The organism is Pseudomonas jinjuensis (assembly GCF_900103845.1).
GTDB lineage: Bacteria > Pseudomonadota > Gammaproteobacteria > Pseudomonadales > Pseudomonadaceae > Pseudomonas > Pseudomonas jinjuensis.
In genome coordinates this window covers 46,616-62,926 of record NZ_FNIJ01000003.1, presented here as the reverse complement: position 1 = coordinate 62,926, position 16,311 = coordinate 46,616, and the positions used below count along the sequence as shown (strand labels likewise).

General features: G+C 70.1%; 13 protein-coding genes. 2 read left to right on the top strand and 11 right to left on the bottom strand.

The genetic code is table 11. The features are described 5' to 3' along the window. Positions 1-99 precede the first annotated feature (99 nt). Together BLR75_RS04765 and BLR75_RS04760 are read left to right on the top strand one after the other, a co-directional pair. Positions 100-873, top strand: coding sequence for a class II aldolase/adducin family protein (locus tag BLR75_RS04765; RefSeq protein ID WP_217633572.1), 774 nt, complete (start codon positions 100-102; stop codon positions 871-873). 41 nt (positions 874-914) lie between these two features. Next, positions 915-1,958, top strand: coding sequence for a TauD/TfdA family dioxygenase (locus BLR75_RS04760; RefSeq protein WP_084313875.1), 1,044 nt, complete (start codon positions 915-917; stop codon positions 1,956-1,958). Between the two features lie 156 nt (positions 1,959-2,114). Here the strand turns inward: BLR75_RS04760 and BLR75_RS04755 are convergent, their stop codons facing one another. From BLR75_RS04755 to BLR75_RS04705, 11 genes are all read right to left on the bottom strand, one after another. Further along, the gene (locus BLR75_RS04755; protein WP_084313876.1) at positions 2,115-4,469 is read right to left on the bottom strand and encodes a tetratricopeptide repeat protein; all 2,355 of its coding nucleotides are present in this window, start codon (positions 4,467-4,469) and stop codon (positions 2,115-2,117) included. A gap of 137 nt (positions 4,470-4,606) precedes the next feature. Continuing rightward, positions 4,607-6,202: an arylsulfatase gene (locus BLR75_RS04750; RefSeq protein WP_084313877.1), complete on the bottom strand. Its 1,596-nt coding sequence runs from the start codon at positions 6,200-6,202 to the stop codon at positions 4,607-4,609. Positions 6,203-6,367: 165 nt separating this feature from the next. Continuing rightward, complete coding sequence (locus tag BLR75_RS04745; RefSeq protein ID WP_084313878.1) at positions 6,368-7,702, bottom strand: BatD family protein; 1,335 nt, start codon at positions 7,700-7,702, stop codon at positions 6,368-6,370. Continuing rightward, on the bottom strand, positions 7,699-9,291 hold the full coding sequence (locus tag BLR75_RS04740; RefSeq protein WP_084313879.1) for a VWA domain-containing protein: 1,593 nt from the start codon (positions 9,289-9,291) through the stop codon (positions 7,699-7,701). The genes BLR75_RS04745 and BLR75_RS04740 overlap by 4 nt, the downstream gene beginning before the upstream one ends. Further along, positions 9,291-10,280 (bottom strand): vWA domain-containing protein, encoded by a 990-nt coding sequence (locus BLR75_RS04735; protein ID WP_084313880.1) that lies wholly within the window; start codon positions 10,278-10,280, stop codon positions 9,291-9,293. The genes BLR75_RS04740 and BLR75_RS04735 overlap by 1 nt, the downstream gene beginning before the upstream one ends. Beyond that, the gene (locus tag BLR75_RS04730) at positions 10,267-10,743 is read right to left on the bottom strand and encodes a DUF4381 domain-containing protein (RefSeq protein ID WP_084313881.1); all 477 of its coding nucleotides are present in this window, start codon (positions 10,741-10,743) and stop codon (positions 10,267-10,269) included. The genes BLR75_RS04735 and BLR75_RS04730 overlap by 14 nt, the downstream gene beginning before the upstream one ends. Then, positions 10,740-11,684 carry a DUF58 domain-containing protein gene (locus BLR75_RS04725; protein WP_084313882.1) on the bottom strand — a complete coding sequence of 315 codons (945 nt, stop codon included), beginning with the start codon at positions 11,682-11,684 and terminating at the stop codon, positions 10,740-10,742. Before BLR75_RS04725 ends, BLR75_RS04730 begins: the two co-directional genes overlap by 4 nt. A 10-nt stretch (positions 11,685-11,694) precedes the next feature. Then, positions 11,695-12,675: an AAA family ATPase gene (locus BLR75_RS04720; protein WP_084313883.1), complete on the bottom strand. Its 981-nt coding sequence runs from the start codon at positions 12,673-12,675 to the stop codon at positions 11,695-11,697. A gap of 223 nt (positions 12,676-12,898) precedes the next feature. Further along, positions 12,899-14,182, bottom strand: coding sequence for a c-type cytochrome (locus BLR75_RS04715; RefSeq protein ID WP_084313884.1), 1,284 nt, complete (start codon positions 14,180-14,182; stop codon positions 12,899-12,901). A 2-nt stretch (positions 14,183-14,184) separates the two neighbouring features. Then, positions 14,185-15,768 carry a GMC family oxidoreductase gene (locus BLR75_RS04710; RefSeq protein ID WP_084313885.1) on the bottom strand — a complete coding sequence of 528 codons (1,584 nt, stop codon included), beginning with the start codon at positions 15,766-15,768 and terminating at the stop codon, positions 14,185-14,187. A 1-nt stretch (position 15,769) separates the two neighbouring features. Next, the gene (locus tag BLR75_RS04705; RefSeq protein ID WP_084313886.1) at positions 15,770-16,267 is read right to left on the bottom strand and encodes a sugar dehydrogenase complex small subunit; all 498 of its coding nucleotides are present in this window, start codon (positions 16,265-16,267) and stop codon (positions 15,770-15,772) included. Positions 16,268-16,311: the final 44 nt, after the last annotated feature.

Here is a 16,311-nt window from a genome sequence, read left to right as displayed (position 1 = left end):
TGACCAAAACTGTCAACCGAATTGGCCGTTCAGGTCATCGTCGATCGCCGTGGCATTTCTCTATAACTGGGCACGGATATTCCAAGGAGAAGAGAAATGATGGCGAAGATGCATCGGATCGAGACGAAGGTGGTCGAGGGCGAGATTTCCCAGGCCGAATGGGAGATGCGCGTCGAACTGGCCGCGCTGTACCGCGCGATCTACGCGTACGGCATGACCGACCTGATCTACAACCACATCACCGCGCGGGTACCGGGCGAACCCGAGCACATCCTGCTCAACCCGTTCGGCATGCTGTACAAGGAAATCACCGCTTCCGGCCTGTACAAGATCCACCTCGACGGCACCCTGCTGTACAAGCCCGACGACGGCTTCAGCATCAATCCCGCCGCCTACGTCATCCACACCGCGGTGCACGCCGCCCGTCCGGATGCGCATGTCGTCCTGCACACCCATTCGCGCGCCGGCTCGGCGGTATCCGCCATGGCCTGCGGGCTGCTGCCGATCTCCCAGCATTCGCACATGTTCCACGACCGGGTCGGCTACCACGACTTCACCGGCCCGGTGGTGGACCTCGCCCAGCAGGAGCGGCTGCTCGCCGACCTCGGCAGCCACGACGCGCTGATCATGCGCAACCACGGCCTGATGGTGTGCGGCGCCACCGCCGCCGAGGCCTTCTTCAACATCTACTGGCTGGAATGCGCCTGCCGCATCCAGGTCGACGCCATGGCCGCCGGCGAGCTGATCATGCCGAGCCGCGAGGCGCTGGAAACCAGCAAGTCGCTGTTCGGCCAACTGAAGAACCGCGGCCGCCAGGAGTGGGCCGCGGTGCTGCGCGAACTGGATCGCAGCGATCCGTCCTTCCGCAACTGATTTCCCCATACAGTCCGACAAGAACAACAAGGAGACAGCGTATGAACGACATGAACCCGGGTATCTGGCCCGTTGAGGCGGCGGAGCTGGGCGCGGACGTGCAGTGCCACGTCCTGCGTCCCGGCAGGCCGCCGCTGTTCATCCAGCCGCGCGGTGCGGCGCTGCAGGATGCGCAGCGCTTCCGGGCCTGGGCGGAACGTTGCCGGCCGCTGCTGGACCAATTGATCGTCGAGCACGGCGGCGTCGTCCTGCGCGGCTTCCCGACCCGGGAAACCGCCGACTTCGCCCGCCTGGTGGAACTCTTCCCGACCTTCGAGACCGGCTATGCCGGCGGCGTGGCGCCGCGCACGCAGATCAGCGGGCGGGTGATGGAAGCGACCCGCCTGGCGGCGCCGGTGAAGCTGCCGCTGCATTCGGAGATGGCCTACATGCGCGACTATCCGAAGCGCATCGCCTTCTTCTGCCGCCAGCCGGCCACCCGTGGCGGCGAAACCGTGATCGGCGACGTGCGCAACCTGGTCGATGCATTGCCGGCGGAACTGGTGGAGAAGATCGAACGCCTGGGCGTGCGCCTGACCCGCAACTACGGCGCGAAGAGCGACGGCATGGAGCGCTCGGTGGAGGTCATGGAGACGATCGGCTGGAACATCGGTTTCGGCACCGACGATCCCGACGAGGTGGAAAGGCTCTGCGCCGAGCGCGGACTGCAGCCGCTGTGGAACGACAACGGCACGCTGACCGTGTTCAACCTGCTCGAACCCTTCGTCACCCATCCGCGGACCGGCAGGAAGCTCTACCGCTCGCTGGTGCACGTGTTCCACGATGCCTATCGGCCGGAAGGCGAGAACGCCGAACTGCACGAAGCGGTGCGCAAGGCGCAGAAGCATCCGTCAGGTACCTACCTCGGCAATGGCCAGAGACTGGAAACGGCGGAGATCGAGGTCTTCATGCGGGCCCTCGACGAAGTCACCTACTGCTGGGACTGGCAGCCCGGCGACATCATGATCCTCGACAACCTGCAGGTCTGGCACGGGCGCAACCCCTACGAGGGGGCGCGCGACGTGCAGGTGGCGCTGCTCGACTGAAGGCTTTCTGCCGCGTGCCATTTGTAGGAACGGGCCATGCCCGCGACCCATTGCGATGTCGCGGGCATGGCCCGCTCCTACAGGTTCGTGCAGCCGGTAGCGCGTAGGGCGAATAACGCGCCAGCGTTATCCGCCGCAGGGGTACCGGCGAAAACCTTACTCCCGCCGCAACGCCGGATCATCCGGATTCTGCTGCTCCAGCTCGGCCATCAGCATCTGCACCTTCTGCATCTGTCCGCCCTCGCGCAGGTAGTCCACCAGGGTCAGGCGCGCGCCGCGGTTGGCCGGGTGGCGCTGCAGGAGTTGCTCCAGCTCCTGGTTGGCCGCGTCCGGCTGGCCGCTGTCGTGCAGGGCGATGGCCAGCACGAAGCGGAACTGGGCGTCGTCCGGGCTGAGGCGCACGGCGTCCCTGAACGCCTTCAGCGCCGCCTCGCGCTCGCCCTTGCGCACCAGGCTCAGGCCGCGGGCGTGCTGCAGCAGGCCGGCCTGCGGATAGCGGCGGATGGCGTCGTCGAGGATCTGCCGGGCCTCGTCGGCGCGGTAGTTGTTCTCCAGCCACTGCGACAGGCTGACGATCGCCGGGAGGAAGCCGGGATCGCGCTTCAGCGCGGCGCGCAGGGCGGATTCCACTTCGTTGGCGCGGCCGGTCGCCTGGTACAGCAGGGCGCGGTTGAGATTGGCCTCGGCGCGCTCGGCCAGGCTCAGCTGCACCTGCTCGTACTCCTCCAGCCCCTTGCCGAGCAGCGAGTCGATGCTGGCGCGCAGCTGCGGCGGCAGTTGCGCCAGCTGCCAGGCGGCGGCGATGCGCACCGCGCGCACCGGATCGCCCAGGCGCGGCACCAGCAGGCTGAGCTGCTGCTGCGGCGGGGCGAGCATGCCGAGCGCCTCGACGGCGGCGTGGCGTACCTGCGGGTCGGCGTTGTTCAGGGCGATGGCGGCCAGCTCCATGGAGCGCTGGCTGGGGTAGGCCGGCAGCTCGGCGAGCAGGGTGGCGCGGCGGATCGCCGGCAGGTCCCTGGATTCCAGCGCCAGGTGCAGCGCGCGGGAGGCACCGGGCTTGCCTTCACGGGCCTTCCACAGGCTGTCGTCGTAGCGCGGCGCCGGGTTGCTCGACGGCGCCGGGCGTTCCGGTATCCGCTCGGCGAACCACTGGCGGAACTGCTTGGCGACCTTGCTCGCCGGGGTGTCCTGGTGACAGGTCAGGCAGGCGTCGGGCGCGCCGATGCGCTGTGCATGGGCCGGGTTGGGCAGGGTGAAGCCGTGGTCGTGACGGTAGTCGTTGACCATGTAGAACTTGCCCGGCATGTGGCAGGAGGTGCACTGCGCGCCCGGGCTGCCCGGCTGGTGATGATGGTGCTCCGGCGAGTCGTAGTTCTTCGCCTTCAGCCCGGCGCCGTCGATGCCGGGGCGCGTCGGCTTGCCGGCGGTGTTGTGGCACTGCAGGCAGACGCCGTTGCCCTGTGCCTTCAGCTCGCCGCTGTGCGGGTTGTGGCAGTCGGTGCACTTCACGCCCTTGGCGAACATCTTGCTCTGGGTGAAGGAGCCGTATTCGAACACCTCGTCCTTGATCTTGCCGTCGATCTGGTACAGCTCGCGGGTGAGGTTGCTCGGCAGGTAGTCGTCCATCAGCCGGTGCTTCTGCTCGAAGCCGTCGGCCAGCGGCGCGCGGCGCGCGTGGCAGCGGCCGCAGGTTTCCACCAGGGTGACCTTGTCGCTGCCCTTGAGCGGCACGTCGAAGCCTTTCGCGGCATTGCGGTCGGGCTTGGCCGCCCATTCCAGGTGCTTCGACGCCGGGCCGTGGCAGGACTGGCAGCCGACGCCAAGCGCATGCCACTGGCTGGCGAAGCTGTCCTTCTGCGCGTCGAAATTGCGCTTGAAGCCGGTGGTGTGGCACTCGACGCACATGAAGTTGGCGTTCTGCGTCGGACGGGTCCAGTGCAGCTCGTCCTTGTGGTCGATGCGCTCGCCGGGCATCAGCTCGAACCAGCGCTTCTTCTGCGTATCCCAGGCCACGCCGAGGGCCTGCAGGCGGCCGCCGGGGTATTCCAGCAGGTACTGCTGCAGCGGCTCGATGCCGAAGGTGTAGGCGACCCTGAAGTCCGCCGGCTTGCCGTCGGCGCCGGGGGTGTTGACCCAGAATGCGCCGTCCTTCCGGAAGAAGCGGGTGGTCTCCACCGTGCCCTTGAAGGTCGCCTCGTTGAAGTCGCCGAGCACGGTATCGGCGCTGGCTTCCTGCATGGCCTTCTGGTGGTGCGAGCGCTGCCAGTCCTTGAACTGGTCCTGGTGGCAGCCCTGGCACTGCTGCTCGGCGACCAGGCTGGCCGGCGCTTCCACCTTCGCCGGGGCGGCGGGCTTGGCCTGCTGCGGCTGCGGACGTGGCGCCAGTTGCGGCTGCGGGGTGCTGCTCTGCACATACCACCAGGCGCCGGCGGCGGCGACCAGCAGGAAGCAGGCGAGGCCGAAGGCGATGCGGCGCACCAGCGGATTGGGGGCGTTGTTGTTATCGGGCATGTGGATAGGCGGCGGATTTCACGGAGCGAGCAGCTTCGGTGACTGCCGGGGGGATGTCAAACCGCGTGGCGGGTGGGGCGGGGAGGATTTCGTGGGGGTATTCCCCCTCCCCGCGCGGGGAGAGGGAACGATCAGCCTCAGTGCTGCTGTGCAGCCTGTTGCTGCTTCATCTTCTCGGCGATCTTCGCATCGACGGCCTTGCGCACCTGGTCGATGGTGAAGCTGGCCGGGCGCTGGCTCGGCGGCCACTCGACGAAGGTCTGCAGGAACTGCGAGGACTTCATGGTAGCCATGCCTATCAGGTAGGCGTTCCTGACCAGCCAGTCGTTGTACTGGTCGGAGACGATGTCGGCGGTTTCGAACGGGTCCATGCGCAGGTTGAACAGCTTGGGTATGCGCAGGCAGACGAAGGGTTCGCTCCATACCTCGAAGCCGCCCGGCTTGCGCTGCTCGCAGAACACCGCCTTCCAGTCGCCGAAGCGCATGGCGACCAGGTCGCCGTCGTCGTTGAAGTAGTAGAACTCGTTGCGCGCGCCCTGCTTGGCCTTGCCGGTCAGGTAGTCGAGCTGGTTGTAGCCGTCCAGGTGCACCTTGAAGGTCTTGCCGCCGGCGACCGGCGCCCAGCCCTTGAGCAGCTTCTCCTTCACGTCCGGTACGCCGACGGCGGCCATGATGGTGGGGAACCAGTCGAGGCCGGAGAACATCTCGTTGGAGACTTCGCCCGCCTTGATGTGGCCGGGCCAGCGGACCATCGCCGGCACGCGGAAGGCGCCTTCCCAGTTGGAGTTCTTCTCGTTGCGGAACGGCGAGGTCGCCGCGTCCGGCCAGGTGAAGCGGTTCGGGCCATTGTCGGTGGTGTAGACGACGATGGTGTTGTCGCTGACCTTGAGGTCGTCGAGGGTCTTCAGCAGCTTGCCGACGTCGCCGTCGTGCTCGAGCATGCCGTCGGCGTACTCGTTGCCGCGCATGCCGCTCTGGCCCTGATGCTCCTTGCGCACGTGGGTGAACAGGTGCATGCGGGTGGTGTTCATCCAGACGAAGAACGGCTTGTCCGCCTTGACCTGCTTCTCGATGAAGACCTGGGCGGCGGCGGTGGTCTCGTCGTCGATGGTTTCCATGCGCTTCCTGGTCAGCGCGCCGGTGTCCTCGATCCTGCCGTCGGCGTAGGAGTGGATCACCCCGCGCGGCGAGAAGTGCTTGACGAAGGGATCGTTGGGATCCTGCGGCCAGTAGGCGGCTTCCGGCTCTTCCTCGGCGTTGAGGTGGTAGAGGTTGCCGAAGAACTCGTCGAAGCCATGGTTGGTCGGCAGGAACTGGTCGCGGTCGCCGAGGTGGTTCTTGCCGAACTGCCCGGTGGCGTAGCCCTGGCCCTTGAGCGCCTGGGCCATGGTGATGTCGCGGTCCTGGATGCCGACCGGCGCGCCGGGAATGCCGACCTTGGTCAGGCCGGTACGCAGCGAGGCCTGGCCGGTGATGAAGGTGGAGCGGCCGGCGGTGCAGCTGTTTTCGCCGTAGTAGTCGGTGAACAGCATGCCCTCTTTGGCGATGCGATCGATGTTCGGCGTGCGATAGCCGACCACGCCCATGGAGTAGGCGCTGATGTTGGTCTGGCCGATATCGTCGCCGAAGATCACCAGGATGTTCGGCTTGTCGGCTGCGACAGTTATTGAAGCGCCGAGCAGCGTGGCAGCACCGAGTGCGAGCCCCGCCAGCCGGCGGTTGAAGGTACGCATGTGACTGACTCCTTGGTTCTCTGTTGTTCTTCTTGGCACCCGGAACGGCTGTTCGCGGGCAGCGGCATATCCGGCTGGTTTTCACCAGCTTGCAATTGTGTGCAGACGTTACGCACCACCTGCGGCGGGTGGCGATAGTTCGAATGGCCGAGTGACCGCGTATTTTTACGAGCGGCGGGGTGGAGCCTGGGGCTCGGGATTGAGCGGGGCGAGGGCGTCGGGCGCGGCTTCCCGGAGCTTGCGGCGTGCCTGGCGGCGCAGTGCCGGCAGCTCGCGACGCAGGGCGGCGAGCGCTTCCTCGCGCTTGCCGTCGCGGCCGTAGCAGGCGTCCAGCAGTGCCAGCAGGCGCTGGCGCAGGGTGGCGGGCAGCGGCTGGCCGAGCAGCCGCGGGCTGGCGCCGGGGAAGGCGCGGCGGGCCCACAGGTAGAGGGCGTCGAGCCGCGCGGGAGAGCTGCGCAGCTGCGCCGGAATGCGCAGCCAGGCATGCGCGGCGGAAGCCTGCCAGGCCTTCCGCCATGCACGCTGCATGCGCCCCAGGCCGCGCCATGCCGGGCGCCACCAGGCCAGACCCCAGTAGAGCAGGGCGCCGCCGAGGCAGAAGGTCGCCAGCAGCGCCGGGGCGTGGCGGGACAGGGTGATCCGCGCGCCGTGGCCGAGCCGGCGCAGTTCCTCGTCGATGGAGAAGGGCCCGCTGGCGCGGCTACCGGCGCTGGCTTCGAACTCCTGCGCCGGCAGGCGGGCGCTGCGCTCCTCGCCGCTGGCCGCATCCCGCCAGCGCAGTTCGATGGCCGGCAGGCTGTAGTGGCCGGGGCGCTCGATCACGTAGCTGGCGCTGTCGATGCGCTGGCCGCCGACCACCGCGCCGCGCCCGTTCGGGCTGGGGATGTCGCTGACCTGCGGGCTCTTCGGATAGCGCCGCAGACCCTCGATCTCGGCCAGCGGCAGCGCCGGCAGCAGCATCGCCGGGGCGCCGTCGGCCTGCAGGGTGAGGCTGCGGGTGACGCTGTCGCCGACCTGCAGCGTCGTGTTCGAGCCTTCGATCCGCTGGCTCAGGCGCACGCCGTCGGCGATCAACAGGTCCTGGCCGTCGGCCGGGGCGCTGGCGCTGAAGCGCAGCGGCTGGCTGCGCAGCTGGACCGGCGCGTTGGCCTCGCCGGCGAAGACGCTGACCGCCAGCGCCGGGACAATGAAGCCCTGGGCGCGGACCGGGGTGATGCGGTAGTCGTAGCGCAGGCCGAACAGCGTGGCGCCGTCGCGCTGCAGGGTCAGGTGCTGGGTGGCGCTGGCCGGCGGACTGACCAGCGCGCCGGCGATCTCCAGCGGCGGCAGCTGCGGCGCCTTGACGAACCAGGTGTCCACCAGCACGTCGACCTGCAGGTCGAGGGTCTGCCCCACGGCCACCTCGGCGCCGGGCAGCAGGCGGCTTTCCACCAGCACCTTCGGCGCGGCGAAGGCAAGCAGCGGGCACAGGCAGCAGAGCGCCAGCAGCAGGCGCCTCATGGCCTGGCCTCCTGTGGCGGCTGGGCGAGGGCATCCTGGATAGCGAATTTGCGCCTGAGGAACTGCGCCGGCGAGGTGCTGAGGTTCTCCAGCCAGGCGTCCTCGGAGGCCGCCTGCTTCGGATCCATGCGCACGTCCTTGCCCTTGCCCTTCCTGTTGTCGAACTCGATCTTGTCCGGCTCGTCGCCCGGCGTCACTTCGCGCTGCTCGTCGGCGATCTTCTCCAGGGCGATGGCCAGTTCCAGGTTGGCCTGCGCCTCGGCCATTCCCGGCTGGCGCTGCAGGGCCTGGCGGTAGGCGTCGGCGGCGGCATCGAACTTCGACAGGCGCATCCAGGTGTTGCCCAGGTAGAACCAGCCCTCGGCGCTGTCCAGACTGGCGAAGGCGGCCAGCGCGGCCTGGTAGTCGGCGGCCGCGTAGGCGGCGCGGCCCTTCCAGTAGGGTTCCTCGAACAGCTCCGCGGCCTGTGGATAACGCTCGTGCTCGAAGGCCCAGCGGCCCTGCTGGTCGCGGCTGAAGAAGGCATCGGCCAGCGCCCCGGCGTTGGCGTCCTGGCCCGGAGCCAGTTGCAGGAACAGGCCGAGCAGCAGCGCCGGCAGCCAGCTCACGCTCCAGCCGCGGCGCACGGCGAGGAAGGCCAGCGCCAGCAGCGGCCAGCACAGCCAGTAGCCGGCGTCCTTCCAGTGGATTTCCGCCTGCTCGCCCTGGCTGGCCTGGAAGTGCCGCTGGGCGTGCAGTTCGATCCAGTCGAGGTCGTCGTCGTTCAGCGTCAGGCTGCCCAGCGGCGCGTCGGCGGCGTCGGCCAGATGTTTCAGCGCGTCGGCATCGAAGCGGCCGAGCACCGGCTTGCCGTCGGCATCCAGGCGCGGCTGGCCGTGGCCGTCGCGCAGCATGCCGCCGTCCTGGTTGCCGACGGCGAGGACCAGCACCTGCAGGTCGCTGCCCTTCACGGCCTGTTCGACCGCGTCGAGCTGGCCGGTATCGGCACCGTCGGTGGCCAGCACCAGGGTGCCGGGCGTGCCTTCCGCCGCCAGCAGGCGTTTCGCCTGTTCGATGGCGGCCAGGGCGTTCTTGCCCGGGCGCGGCACCATGCCGGTGGCGAGCACCTGCAGGAAGCTGTCGAGCAGCGCCGGGTCGTCGGTGGGCGGCAGCACCAGGTGCGCGCTGCCGGCGTAGGCGAGCAGGGCGATGCGGCTGCCGCTGCGGCGCTGGAGCAACTGGTGGAACTTGTTGCGCGCGGCTTCCAGCCGGCTCGGCGGCACGTCGGCGGCGTCCATCGACGGCGACAGGTCGAGGGCGAGGATCAGCGGCGCACGGTCGTCGAGGAAGGTCGGGCGGTCCTGCTCCCAGGTCGGCCCGGCGGCGGCCAGCGCGCCGAGGGCGAGCAGGGCGGCGAGCAGATGCACCGGGCGCACCCGCGCGGAATCCTGCGGCTCCACCAGCAGGTGACGCAGCAGGGCGGGGGCGATCATGCTGTTGCGCGCCGGGTCCCGCAGGCGCCGCCAGAGCAGCGGCAGGGCGACGGCGAGGAGGACCAGCAGCAGCCAGGCCGGGCGCAGGAAGTGGAAGGCGGCGAGATCGATCTGCATCAGGCCTCCGCTGTCCGGCGCATGCGCAGCCGGGCCACGCCGAGCGCGCCCAGGTGGTACAGCGCGAGCAGGCCGAGGGCGGCGCCCAGCGGCAGCCAGAACAGCTCGCGGCGCGGCTGGTGGGCGAGGGTCTGCACCTCGTGGGCGGTCATGGCGTCGAGGCGGGCGTAGACCTGTTCCAGCTCCTGGCGGTCCTCGGCGCGGAAGAACTCGCCGCCAGTGGTGCCGGCGATCTGCCGCAGGCTGTCGAGGTCGACCTTCGCCTCGCCCTCGGCCTGCACGTCGCCGATGCCGATGGTGTGGATGGTCACCCCGTGGCGGTGCGCCAGTTCGGCGGCCTGCTGCGGGGGGATGACGCTGCCGGTGTCGTTGCCGTCGGTGAGCAGGATCACCAGCTTGTCCTTTTCCCTGGCCTGGTCGAGCAGCTTGACCGACAGGCCGATGGCGTCGCCGATGGCGGTGTTCGGCCCGGCCATGCCGATGCCGACCTCGTCCAGCAGCAGGCCGAGGCTGCCGTGGTCGAGGGTCAGCGGCGCCTGCGGGAAGGCGTTGCTGCCGAACACGACCAGGCCGAGGCGGTCGTCCTTGCGCCGGCGGATGAAGTCGTGCACCACGCCCTTCACCGCATTCAGGCGGTCGGACCTTTCTCCGGCGGCGCTGGTGAAGTCGCGGGTTTCCATGGACTGCGAGATGTCGATGGCGAGCAGGATGTCGCGCACCGGCTGGCGCTTCTCGATGGGTTTCTCGATCCACACCGGCCGCGCGCAGGCCATCAGTACCAACCCCCAGACCAGCAGGTTGAGCAACAGCTGGCTGCGGCTGCCGCGCAGGCCGTCGCGCTCCGGCTTGCCGCCGATGGCGCGACTGATGGCGGCGAAGAACGGCACGCGGATCGCGCTGCGCGCCTCGCGGTAGGCCGGCAGCCAGCGGTAGCCGAGCAGCGGCAAGGGCAGCAGGAGCAGCAGCCAGGGGTAGTCAAGCTGCCACATGGTGGGTCTCCAGCCATTGGCGGGCGATGGCGAACAGCTCGCCGGCATCCTGCTGCGGCAGCTGCGCGTCGGGCGCGTAGGCCAGGCGCGCCAGGCGCGCGGCGAAATCCTCCGGCAGCGGCGTGGCGCAGCGTTGTTGCAGGAAGGCCTGCCAGCGGTCGCCGCGCAGGGTGGCGACCTCCTCGCGCGGGGCGATCGACAGGGCGGCGCGCTTGAGCAGGCCGGGCAGCTCGCGCAGCGCCTGCGGATCGACGGCGAACGCCTGTTGCAGCGCGGCCAGCTGCGCCAGCGCCTCGCGGCGGTAGCGGTCGCGCTGCCAGCGGTGCCAGGCGAGGCCGGCCCAGGCCAGCGCGGCGAGCGCCAGCAGTCCGCCCAGCGCGGCCCAGCCCCAGGTCTGCGGCAGCCAGGACGGCGGCGCAGGCAGCGGCAGTTCGCGCAGCTGGTCGAGGGACGGCTCTTTCATCGCGGTATCCCGGCCAGCTTGCCGAGTTCGCGGCGCAGCTGCTGCAGCGCCGGCTGGTCGGTTTCGAAGAGCAGCAGCGGCACCTGGCTGCGGCGCAGCAGTTCGCCCACTTCGCGCACCCGCCCGCTGGCGAATTCGCTGAGCGGCTGGTGCACGCGGCGGCGTTCGACGGCGAGTTCCAGCTGCAGCTCGCCCTGGGTCACCCGCGGCCGGCCGCGGCGGGGCAGGTCCAGCGCCAGCGGGTCGTAGATCTGCAGGGCGATCACGTCGTTGTGCACGGCGAGCTGGCGCAGCAACTGCTGGGTGCGCGTGGCGGCGCCGGCGAAGTCGCTGACGATGACGATGGTCTGGCCGTGGCAGCCCAGCGACAGGCAGTGCAGCAGCGCCTTGTCGAGCTGCTGGTGGGCGTCCTCGACCTGCGGCGCGCGGGCTTCGAGGGCGTTGTTCTGGCGGACGATGGCGGCCAGCAGCGCTTCCACCCGGGTGCGGCTGCGCAGCGGGGCGATGCGTTCGATGTTGCGGTCGCCGAACACCAGTCCGCCGACGCGGTCGCCGCCGTGGTAGGCGATCCAGGCGGCGAGGGCGGCCAGCTCGGCGGCGCAGGTGGATTTGAAGGCGCGCCGGGAGCCGAAGAACATGTCCATGCGCTGGTCGACGATGATCTGCGTCGGCCGGTCGCGCTCCTCGCTGAAGGCGCGCACGAAGGGCTTGCCGTAGCGCAGCGAGGCGCGCCAGTCGAGATGGCGCAGGTCGTCGCCGGGCTGGTAGCGGCGCAGCTCCTCGAAGTTCAGCCCGCGCCCGCGCAGCAGCGAGGCGTGGCGGCCGGCGAGGATGCTCGCCCGCGGCCGGCGGGTGGCGAAACTCAGGCCGCGGCTGTGCGCCTCCAGCGCCATCAGTTGGGCGAGGCTGGCGTAGACGAGGCCGTCGGCTTCTATTGGCATCTGCCGGGACTCAGGCCGGGATGGCGACGCAGTCGAGCAGGCGGTCGATGATGCGGTCGGCGCTCACGCCGTCGGCCACCGCGTCGTAGGACAACTGCAGGCGATGGCGCAGCACCGGGTGCAGCACGGCGCGCACGTCGTCGGGACCGACGTAGTCCTGCCCGGCCAGCCAGGCGTGGGCGCGGGCGGCGCGGTCGAGGCCGATCGCCCCGCGCGGACTGGCGCCGACCAGCAGCCAGCGCGCCAGGTCGGCGTCATAGGCGGCGGGCTTGCGGGTGGCGTTGACCAGGTCGACCAGGTAGCGGTCGATGGCCGGGGACACATGGATGGCGCTGACCTCGCGGCGCGCGGCGAAGATCGCCGCCTGCGGAATCGGCTCGGGCGCCGGCGCCGGACTGCTTTCCAGCGCGCCCTGTTCCTCGGCGCGCAGCAGGCGCAGGACTTCGGCCTCGTGCTCGGGCTGCGGATAGTCGATCAGCACCTTCATCAGGAAGCGGTCCATCTGCGCTTCCGGCAGCGGGTAGGTGCCTTCCTGCTCGATGGGGTTCTGCGTGGCCAGCACGAGGAACAGCTCGGGCATCCGGTAGCTGTGCCCGGCCACGGTGATCTGGCGTTCCTCCATGGCTTCCAGCAGCGCCGCCTGGACCTTGGCCGGGGCGCGGTTGATCTCGTCGGCGAGGATCAGGTTGCCGAACAGCGGGCCGGGCTGGAAATGGATCTGCTGGTGGCCGTCGATCTGCTGGAGGATCTCGGCGCCGGTGATGTCCGAGGGCAGCAGGTCGGGGGTGAACTGGATGCGGCTCATGTCGGCGTCCAGGTGCCGCGACAGCGCCTTCACCGTGCGGGTCTTGGCCAGTCCCGGCAGGCCTTCCAGCAGCAGGTGCCCGTTGGCCAGCAGGCCGAGGATGATCTGCCGCACCGCGTCGCGCTGGCCGAGCACGGCGGCATCGACGCTGCGCTCGAGTTCGAGGATCTGCTCGCGGGTGCTCATGGGGCGACTCCTGGACGGCGGCTGTTTTTTTAGTAGCGGCAGACTCTAGCGGTCCCGCGCAATGGATGGAACCCGCCAAATGGGTAGGGTGGTTTCTAGTTCCAAAGAGTGAGGGTGGAGATTTGCCGCTCTTGTGTAGGAGCCAGCTTGTCGGCGATCGGCGTGGTCGACGATCGCGAGCAAGCTCGCTCCTACAGGTCCGTGCAGTGCCGAGCGCCTGCGCTCAAGGCTGCCGAATCGCCGCCACCCGCGCGCTGTCCACCTTCACCTCCGGATTGCCGAACTGCCGGGTGAGGTAGTTCACCAGCGCGGCGATCTGCCCGTCGTCGAGGATACCGGCGTAGCCGGGCATGAACACCTCGTCCTTGCCGGCCTTGCGCTGCACGCCGTCGAGCACCACCCGCACCAGGTTGTCGGCCTGCAGGGCGCCGACCGTGCTGTTCTTCGGCAGCATGGGGAAGTAGCCGTCCTTCACGCCCTCGCCGCTGGCGCCGTGGCAGCTGGCGCAGTTGCCGAGGTACAGGCGGGCGCCGTCCAGCCGCGCCTGGTCGTCGAGTTCCGCGCCGCGCAGGGCGACCACATCCTCGGCCGGCTTGCCCCACTGGAAGCGCGCCTTGCGTTCGCCGTCCGTGACCGGCCTGACGCTGCGCAGGTAGCTGGCCATCGCCTTGAGGTCGGCCTCCGTCAGGTACTGGTAGCTGTGCTCCACCGCGTCGCCCATCGGCCCGGCGGCCTGGGCCTTGCCGGGGACGCGGCCGGTCCTGAGGTGCCGCACCAGCTCGGCGTCGCTCCAGCCGCCGATGCCGCTGCGGGTGTCGGGGGTGATGTTGTAGGCGTACCAGCCGCCCAGCGCGGCGCCGGACAGGTAGCCGGCCTGCCGCTCGTCCAGCGCGCGCTCCTGGAAGGCCAGGCCGCGCGGCGTATGGCAGGTGCCGCAGTGCGCCAGGCCCTGGACCAGGTAGGCGCCGCGGTTCCAGGCGGCGCTCTGCCTGGGGTTCGGCCGGTAGACGCGGTCGTCGTGGAACAGCAGCTTCCAGAACGCCAGCGGCCAGCGCATGTCCAGCGGCCAGGCGATGTCGTTGTCGCGGTTGGGCTGCGCCACCGGTTCCACGCCGCCGAGGACGAACCAGGCGTACAGCGCATGCATGTCCTCGTCGGTGATCCGCGCGTAGGCGGTGTAGGGCATCGCCGGGTAGAGGTGATCGCCGCCCTTGGTCACGCCCTGGCGCAGCGCGCGGGCGAAGTCGTCGTAGCTGTAGCTGCCGATGCCGGTCTTCGGATCGGGGGTGATGTTGGTGGAGTAGAGGGTGCCCAGCGGCGTGTCCAGCGCGACGCCGCCGGCGAATGGCCGGCCGCCGGGGGCGCTGTGGCAGCTGGCGCAGTCGCCGGCGCGGGCCAGGTATTCGCCGCGCTGCAGCAGCTCCCGTGGCGCCGGGTAGCGCGCCGGCTCGGCCTGCGCCGGAGGGGCACAGAGCAGGACGAGGGCGGCGAGCAGCGGGCGCCACATGCTCAGGTCTCCCGCTGCAGCAGCCCGGCCAGGCGCAGGGCCAGGGCGGCGATGGTCAGGGTGCAGTTGACCGAGCCGATGCTCGGCAGCACCGCGCCGCCGGCGAGGAACAGGTTGGGATGGTCGTAGCTGCGGCAGTCGCCATCCACCACGGCGTCGCGCGGGTCGTCGCCCATCAGCGCGGTGCCGGCGATGTCGCCGCCGTCGTTGAAGTCGTCGCTGAACTGCACGTCGCTGCCGCCGAGCAGCCTGGCGATGTCGGCATAGACCTCGCGGGTGTGCGCGGCGCTCTGGCGCAGGTAGTCGTCCGGCGCCCAGGTGATTTCCGGGCGCGGCAGGCCGAGGTCGTCGCGCTGGCTGGCGCTGGGGACGATGCGGTTTTCCGGGCGCGGCAGGGTTTCGTGCAGGCTGTCGAACTGGACGAAGCGCGCGGCGCGGTCGCGAATCCGCGCTTCGAGATCGCGGCCGAGCAGCAGCGGCCCGGAGCGGATCAGCTCGGCGGTGGCCTGGTCGATGCGCGACAGGTTGGACAGCTGCAGCTTCTTCGCCCCGCGCTCGCGGCGGAAGTCGCCGTCGCGGAAGTCCGCCAGCGCGGTCATCGCCTGCGGCCCGCGGCCCGGCCAGAGCTTTTCCCGCGCCTGCAGGCGCAGCGCGGTGCCGGGGTGGGTCATCAGGTTGCGGCCGAGCATGTCCGAGCTGTTGCCGACGCCGGACATGAGCATCAGTTTGGGCGTTTCGATGGCGTTGGCGGCGAGCACGAAGACCTTGCCCTCGACGCGCACCTCGGCGCCCTGCGGGTCCTTGTACAGGGCGGCGACGATGCGGTTCTTCCCGCCCTTTTCCAGGCGATGCACCACGGCGTTCTCGATGATCCGCGCGCCGGCCCGCTCGGCCTTGTGCACGTGGACGATGCCGCCGTACATGGCGCCGATCGGGCAGACCGGCATGCAGTTGTTGTTGCCGCAGCAGGTCGGGCGCTCGTCATAGGGGCGGCTGTTGCGCGCCGCCGGCTCGGTGACCATGCGGTAGCCGTTGCCGTTGAGCAGGTCGCGCACGCGCTGTTCGTTCCACGACAGCGGCAGCGGCTGCATCGGGTAGGGCGCGCTGCGCGGCGAGCCGAGCTCCTCGTCGGCCGGGCCCCAGACGCCGAGTTCCTCTTCGGCGCGCTGGTACCAGGGCTCCAGTTCGGCATAGTCGAGCGGCCAGTCGCGGCCGACGCCGTACAGCGTGCGCAGGCGGAAGTCGGCGGGAAGGAAGCGCCAGGCCGCGCCCAGCCAGTTCCAGGTGGTGCCGCCCACGGCGCGGATGTACTGCGCATTGCAGGGCTGCTCGCCGGCCTGGACCAGGTAGTGGTTGTCCGGCTGGTACTGCGGATGCGGCGCGTGGGCGGCGGAGGGGTAGGGCGAGGGGTTGAGGAACTTGTCCGGCAGGTTGCGGAAGCGCTCGACCAGTTGCCAGCGCGCCAGGCGCGGGCCGGCTTCGAGGATCAGCACGTCGCGCCCGGCCAGCGCCAGGCGGTGGGCGACCAGCGCCCCGGCCACCCCGGAGCCCACCACCACGTAGTCGGCGCGCTGCGTGGCGGGCATCTCAGACTCCCCGTTCGACCGGCTGCGCGGCCCAGAAGCCGGGGCGGTTCGGGCAGTAGCTGCGCGGCACCGCCACGTCGTCCAGGGCGACGAACATCAGCGCCTTCTCGTAGATCACCACGTCGGCGCCGGGGCCGTCGCCGATCACGCCGAGGTACCAGCCGCGCAGGATCTGCCGGGCCAGCCACTGCTGGCGCTCGGTCCAGCTCGCCGGGTCGTCGCCGAGGCGCGCCTGCAGCTCGCCGAGGCTCTGGCTGAGCGCGGTGTCGCGCTGCGCGAGGGTGCGGTAGAGGCGCTGGCCGATGCGCTTGTCGAGGTTGCTGCGGCCGGTGAGGCGCTGCGACAGGCGCATGAAGATCGCCAGCTCGATCTCCGCCTGTGCCGTCACCGCGGCCATCGCCGGGCACGGCAGCAGCCCGGCGGCCGCGGCGACGCAGGCGGCGGCCAGCAACCGGCGGCGGGACAGGGCGAAGGCGGGCACTGGAGGCTGGTCGTCCATGGAGACCTCGCGTTCGACGGGCGAATGACAGGGCGGCGGTGTTC